The organism is Chamaesiphon sp. OTE_8_metabat_110 (assembly GCF_031382685.1).
GTDB lineage: Bacteria > Cyanobacteriota > Cyanobacteriia > Cyanobacteriales > Chamaesiphonaceae > Chamaesiphon.
On the sequence record NZ_JANMZA010000159.1, the window covers coordinates 1 to 7415 of the forward strand.

At 48.4% G+C, this 7415-nt stretch carries 5 protein-coding genes; all 5 read left to right on the forward strand.

The window, feature by feature from the left end; genetic code table 11:
- Nucleotides 1-206: 206 nt before the first annotated feature.
- Nucleotides 207-974, forward strand: coding sequence for a carbon dioxide-concentrating mechanism protein (locus RMO52_RS05805; protein ID WP_309740167.1), 768 nt, complete (start codon nucleotides 207-209; stop codon nucleotides 972-974).
- 328 nt (nucleotides 975-1302) lie between these two features.
- Nucleotides 1303-2520, forward strand: coding sequence for a glycogen/starch/alpha-glucan phosphorylase (locus RMO52_RS05810; protein ID WP_310411787.1), 1218 nt, complete (start codon nucleotides 1303-1305; stop codon nucleotides 2518-2520).
- Between the two features lie 63 nt (nucleotides 2521-2583).
- Entirely contained in the window at nucleotides 2584-4914 is a 2331-nt protein-coding gene (locus tag RMO52_RS05815; protein WP_310411790.1) for an ATP-binding protein, read from the forward strand.
- Nucleotides 4889-5329, forward strand: a complete 441-nt coding sequence (locus RMO52_RS05820) for a response regulator (RefSeq protein ID WP_309744259.1) — start codon at nucleotides 4889-4891, stop codon at nucleotides 5327-5329. Before RMO52_RS05815 ends, RMO52_RS05820 begins: the two co-directional genes overlap by 26 nt.
- A gap of 181 nt (nucleotides 5330-5510) precedes the next feature.
- Nucleotides 5511-7415, forward strand: a 1905-nt coding sequence (locus RMO52_RS05825; protein WP_310411794.1) for a PAS domain S-box protein, incomplete at its 3' end; no start/stop codon positions are given.

Here is a 7415-nt window from a genome sequence, read left to right on the forward strand (position 1 = left end):
CGCTAAATTCCCCTTGGAAATGGGGACTTTTAAAGCCCCCTTGGAAAGGGGGTTGGGGGATTTAGATCTAGAAACAAAGCCCAGTATTTAATAATATGTAGGGTGGGCACTGCCCACCGCATGGGTTTCAGGCATGATTTATCGCTCCACTATCCACTTTTCACTATCCACTAAATCCACCTTTGGGGGAGCCTTCACAGCCAGCGATGTCCAATATTCATGCTGAAAGTGCCATCGGGTTAATATCTACTCGTAGCTTTCCGGCTATGGTGGGAACGGCAGATATGATGATCAAATCTGCCGCAGTCACTTTAGTGGGTTACGAAAAGATTGGGGGTGGCTATTGTACGGCGGTGATTCGCGGTCGGTTTCCCGATGTCAAATTGGCTGTCGCTGCTGGTGCGGAAGTCGCCGAGCAGATGGATGAGTTGATTTACCAAACAGTAATTTCCCGTCCCTTTCCAAATCTTAATGTCGTGTTGCCAATTAGCGACCGGATGCTAGCACAAATTGTTGGCAAAAGCAAGCTTCGCAATCTGGCGATCGGGTTGCTTGAAACCAGAGGTTTTCCGCCGATGGTAGGGGCGATGGATGCGATGCTCAAAACTGCCGATGTGTATGTGGCTGGCTATGAAAAAACTGGTGCTGGATTTTGTACGGCGATTATTCGCGGCACGGTTTCCAATGTGACGATCGCGTTGGATGTCGGCATGTCAGCCGCCGAACGGATCGGGGAATTGCGCTCGATCATGGTAATACCCAGACCGTTAGAAGACTTGGAGCGGACGATTCCCACCGCTAGTTATTGGCTCGAAACACCGCTGACGATTCCCGAACAGCAACCGCTAGCAATCCCGTTGAAACTCCCGCAAACGGTGAGTGTGCCCTTGGTCGAAGTAGAAGTTGTCGAAGTAGAAGTCGTCGAAGTCGAACCAGCAAGACTTAACGAGGAATTGAAGTCAATGGATGATTAGATTAATTAATAATTATTAATTAATCTAATCATCCATTGACGATCGAGAGCGATCTGTGTCGAGCGTGGGCATAATTAGGCGGTGCAATCAATGAGTTGCACCGTCTAATTATTTTTTAGGCACATATTTTAAGTTAGTGTAACGCCTAAGTTGGTGTCCTGTTACGCTGGCAAATATCGCTATTTGGGATCGATCCTCACAACTTCCTCAAACTTTTGGACTAAACTACGATTGATATTGTTGAGCGAACAAATTATCCATCAAAATTCTCGGCGATCGAGAAAGCATCAAATTGTGACGTCCGCGATACTCTCAAGGAATCTAAATCATGATGGAAAGTAGCAATTTTCGGGTCAGAACGGGTGCATCATTTTTACGAAATAATCGGCTAGCTTTGGCTGAGTCCCAAAAGTTAGCTCGCCCCAATCGCGAGGGGATGAGTGAAAGCCTCCAGCGGTTTAAATCTTTGCCGCCAGCGGTCAGACGCCATCGCGAGCGCTGGGTAGACGCCAATCAAAGCGCGATTGGGGTGCCCAAAAAGCAGTCAGCATTATTTAGTCCCCAGCACTGGTTATTATCAGGCAATCCCCGCTTGGCTAAATTGGTGACTCAGACCATCGGCACTCGCTGGATGACTCACGTCGAAGACCTAGAACAGCTCGTAACGCTCGCCGAGTGTCCGCTATTTCAATCTCAGTGGCACGCAGTAAAACTCGCCAATAAGCAAGCTCTGGCTTTGGATTTGAAGCGATCGCAAGGCATCGAAATCGATGTTAATTCCCTCTTCGATCTCCACTTGCAACCGATTGGCACACACCACCGCCAACTCTTAACTATTCTGCATATCATTAATTTAGGAGATCGACTCAAGCAGTACCCTGGGAGCAAGATGGTGCCCCGCACCTTTATCTTTGGCGATTTAGACGCAGTGCCAGCGCCAGAAACGGCGGTTGACGCCAATTTGCAGCGATCGATTATCGCCTTAATCGAATCCCTAGCCAAAATCATCGCCGCAGATCGGGATCTGTGTGGCAAAATCCAAGTAGTTTATATTCCTGACGCTCAAGCTTGGACGAGCAAGTTATATGCCGCCGCTGATGTCACCGAGCAGATTGCTACCGCGACGATCGAAGATATCGATTTAACCAAGATGCAGGCGACAATTAATGGAGTCATCGCGATCGGCAGTTTGGGGAAAACTAACTATTGGTTGCAGCAGCTCGTGGGCGAGGACAATTGTTTTCGGTTTGGACTGGCAATTCCGGAGATCGAGCTGTTTAAAGAGTATGGGTACGATCCGATTAATTATTACAAGCACTACCCGCAAATCCGTCAAGCGATCGATTACTTATTAGCTGGCTACTTTAGTGCTAGCGAGCCGAGTCTGGGTCGCGCGATCGTCAATACGCTCCTGGGTGCAGACGAGCAAATGGTGATGGCAGATTATATTTTTTATGCCGCGTGTCAAGCGCAGGTGAGTGCAACTTACGATCGAGCAGCGCAATGGACGCAGATGTCCATTTTCAATGTGGCAGGAGTAAGATAATCACAACATCGCTGGTTACTATCGCGGCTAATGTTCACCTTTTCAGTTTTCGCCGATCGTCTGATGAAAAATATTGCCTCTGCCAAGGTATCGATCGGCTTTGTCTCAACGTTAGTCGTATTACTGATGAATGCTGCGGTTGCTTATCAGAGCATTAATACGATCGCGGCGAATAATCGCTCGGCAACTAACAGTGGGCAAGCATTAGCCATCTTGGAAAAGATGCTTTCGACCTTAAAAGATATCGAAACCGGACAACGCGAATACTCGCTAACTAATAATTTCCAATATTTAGCAGCGCGGCGAGTCGATATCGCGCAACTGAGATCGCAGTTGAAGTTGTTGGTACAGAAAAAATCTAGTGCAGATCCTAGATTTCCGTGGGAGCAACAAATCGTGCGTTCACTCGATGACCTAGCTGCAACGATCGACCGCCGCCAAGCCCCAGTCTTAACACCCACTCTTCAGTTCGCCCTCACCGCACAGGGACAACAATCGCTCGATCTCATCCGCGAAGTAACTACCGAGCTGTCTCGCGCGGAATGCGCCATGCTCGATCGCTTACAAGCTGATTCACAGCGTAGTTTAGCCGATACTAATATTGCTTTTGGGATCTCTGGCGTACTCGCCTTATTATTGCTGGGGATGCTCTATGGTTTAGTCACTTGGGATCTCACCAACAAACAGCGGGCCGAATCGACACTGCGCGACTATGTTGCTGAATTTGAAGAGTTGTACCACAGTGCGCCTTGTGGTTATCATTCCCTCGATCCGAGCGGTAACTTTATCCGCATCAATCGGACGGAGCTAGAAATGTTGGGTTATGAAGAAGCCGAAATTATTGGTAAAAAACGGTTTGTCGATTTGCTCACGCCTGAGAGTAGCCAAACATTTGCGGAAAACTTGGAGATCGTCAAAAAACGTGGCTGGATTCGAGATGTCGAGTATCAGACAATCCACAAAGACGGTTGGATCGTCCCAGTGAGCGCAACGGTAGTGGCAATTTGGGACGAGCAGGGCAATTATCTGAGCAGTCGCGCGACCTTAATCGATATTAGCAATCGGGTGCGGTTGCGCCAACAAACCAAGCTTTCTGCGGAGATTTCCCAAAAGATTCGCCAATCGTTACAACTCGAAGAAATTTTACAAACAGTCGTTGAGGAAGTTCAAAAACTCTTAGCAGTCGATCGGGTATTGATGTTTAGATTCGACCCCGACGGTGCTGGTACGGTCGTCCAGGAGCGAGTGAGTGCCGATTATCCCGCCGTAGTGGGTAGTAAGATTAACGATCCTTGTTTCGATCGCCATTACTACACTCGCTACCCCCAGGGAAGTCTGCATACAGTTGCCGATATTACCCAAGCTGGCTATGAACCTTGCTACGTTGAATTTCTCCAACAATTTGCAGTCAAAGCCAGTGCGATCGTCCCGATTTATTTGCGAACCCAATTGTGGGGACTATTGGTAGTCCACCACTGTCAAGCCCCGCGTCATTGGGATCCGCGCGAACTCGAAATTATCGCCCAACTGGCTACCCAAATTGGGATCGCCCTAGCGCAAGCGCAACTACTCGAACGCGAACAGCTTCAAAGTCAAGAACTCGCCAGATCGAATGCCGAGCTAGAGCAGTTTGCCCATATTGCCTCTCACGATCTCCAGGAACCGCTGCGGATGGTGACTAGTTATCTCCAATTGTTATCGCGGCGCTACCAGGGTAAATTAGATCCCGATGCGGATGAATTTATCGAGTATGCCGTAGATGGTGCGGCGCGAATGCAGGCACTGATTCAGGCATTATTGAGCTATGCCCGCGTCAGTAGCCGCAAACAGCCGTTCGAGCAGGTTGATTGCGATCGCGTGCTTCAAGATGCTCTCTCCAATCTGCATGTCGCTATCCAGGAGAGTGGGGCAATTATCTCTGTCGATCCGTTGCCCATCGCTTGGGGTGATGCTACTCAATTAACACAGCTATTTCAAAACTTGATTGCCAATGCTATCAAATTTCGCTGCCAAATACCCCCGCGCATCCACATTAGTGTCAAACCGATCGATCGCCCCGACGAAACGGCGACTACTCCCGCCGCTTGGTGCTTTAGCGTTACCGATAACGGTATCGGCATCGAAACCCAATATCTCGATCGGATCTTTGCGATCTTCCAGCGCTTACATACCCGCGTCACTTATCCCGGCACCGGGATCGGATTAGCTATCTGTAAAAAAATCATCGAACGTCATAATGGTACAATTTGGGTGGAATCAATTCCCGATCGATCCGACTCAGGATCGCCGCCTTTATCGACACCATCAGATTGTTGCGGATCGATCTTCTACTTTACCATCCCAGTAGTAGATAGCATCTCTTCTCAACATGCCCATAAACAGCCGCATCATTGAAATTTTACTCGTTGAGGACAATCCAGGAGATGTCAATCTTACTCGTATTGCTTTGGAAGACCGAGAAATCAATGTTAATTTAAATGTGGTGGCTGATGGTGTCGAAGCAATGAATTTTTTGCACCGTCAGGGTGAGTATCATCAGGCTATTCATCCCGACCTAATTCTGCTAGATTGGAATTTACCCCGTAAAGATGGTCGGGAAGTATTAGTGGAAATTAGGGCAGATGAAAGGTTGCAGCGGATTCCAGTCGTAGTGCTTACCACATCTGAGGCGGAGGAAGATATTCTCAAAGCTTACAATCTTCATGCCAATTGCTATATTACCAAGCCTGTAGATTTCAATCAATTTGTGCGCATCATTCAATCGATCGAAGACTTTTGGTTCACGATCGTTCAATTACCGCCGGAGTAGGGGAAGGCTTTAGGCTTTAGGTATTAGGCTTTAGGGGAAGGTTTTAGGCTTTAGATGTCAAGACTTAACCCTATTCCCTATTTCCTATTCCCTATTCCCTAAAGCCCAAAGCCTAACACCTTACACCTTCCCCTAAAGCCTAATTCCTAACACCTTCCCCATTCTCCTAGAGCGCAGCAGCATGATTACTGTTCTCAATATATTGCTCATCGAAGATAACCCTGGAGATATCCGGCTACTGCAAGAAATCTTGCGAGAAGTAACTACTACTCGGTGTCAGATTACCCCTGTCATGACGCTAGCTGCGGCGATCGAGCAATTATCGATCGACACAGATCGTCACCAAAATGACATTAAAAATAGTTTCGATCTAATTTTGCTCGATCTATCCCTACCAGATAGCCAAGGCATTGCCTCCTTTCGGCATCTTCACGATCGCTATCCACATATTCCGATTATCATTCTGACGGGTTTGGACGATCGCGATCTGGCAATCTCGGCAATGCAACAAGGCGCGCAAGATTACACGCTCAAAGGACAAGTTGATGGTAATTTATTGCTGCGATCGATTCAGTATGCGATCGAGCGCGAACGCACAGAAACCGCCCTGCGGGAGGCTAAAATCGAATTAGAACAGCGGGTAGTCGAACGGACGCGAGATCTTCAGCAAATCAACGACAGGCTCCAGCGGGAGTTAGGCGAACGTCACAAAGCCGAGGCAGAATTACACATTTCGAGATCGCGATTTGCGGGGATTCTGGAAATTGCCAGCGATGCGATTATTGCGATCGATCGCCATCATCAGATTACTCTCTTCAATCAAGGTGCCGAACAAATTTTTGGACGCTCGGCGACAGACGCGATCGGTAAATCGCTCGATCTCCTGCTGCCAAAAGGGTTTATCGATCTCGATTTGATTAGTAGCAAGGCTCCCAATGCCGTACGACCCCGACCGATGGCTACCAGACAACAAGTAATCGGGACTAGAAAAGATGGCAGCCAGTTTCCTGCCGAAGCCTCGATTTCCTATTTAGAATTGGGACAAGAGCGAGTCTACACGATAATTTTGCGCGATGTCACCGAGCGCCAACAAATCGAAAACGATCTGCGCGATGCCCTTCAGCGCGTCAACTTCCACTTTGAAAATTCGCCGTTTGCAGCAATTGAGTGGGATCGGGAATTTCGGGTCAGTCGGTGGTCGGCGACTGCGACCAAGATTTTTGGCTGGTCGTTAGCGCAAGTTGTCGGCAAACGTCCCGATGAATGGAAATTTGTGGTTCCCGAAGATGCCGAACGAATTGCCAATGTCATGGAACGGCTGAAATCTGGCCTGGAGGCTGGCAACGTCATCATGAAACGCAATTATTGCCAAGATGGGACAATCGTCCACTGTGAGTGGTATAACTCGGTGCTCCTAGATGATGCGGGTCGGATGGAATCGGTATTTTCGTTGGTACTAGACGTTACCCATCGCCATCAGATCGAACGGATGAAAGATGAGTTTATCTCGATTGTCTCTCACGAACTACGCACGCCGCTGACATCGATATATGGTTCGCTCAAAATGCTCGATAGCGGCTTATTAAACCAGCAACCTGAAAAGGAAAAGCGGTTGTTAACTATTGCGGTCGATAGTACCGATCGACTGATGCGACTGGTTAATGACATTCTGGACATCGAACGGATCGAGTCTGGCACCGTGCAGATGGTCAAATCGGTGTGGAATATCTCTGAGCTAATGACCAAAGCGGTAGAATCGATCGAACCGTTAGCCGATAAGGCGGGGATTGAAATCTGCCTCACCAATGCTGGCGGTCAAGTCTGGGTCGATGGCGATCGGATGATTCAAGCTTTTACCAATCTACTCAGCAATGCAATTAAGTTTTCGGCGCGTGAGAGCCGGATTTGGTTTACAGCCAGCAAGCAAGCCGGACGGATGTTATTTCAAGTCAAAGACAGCGGACGCGGCATTCCCGCCGATAAATTGGGCGTCATCTTTGAAAGGTTTCAACAGGTAGATGCTTCTGATGCCCGCAGCGGTGAAGGGACTGGCTTGGGCTTAGCAATTTGTCGCAGTATCATCGAG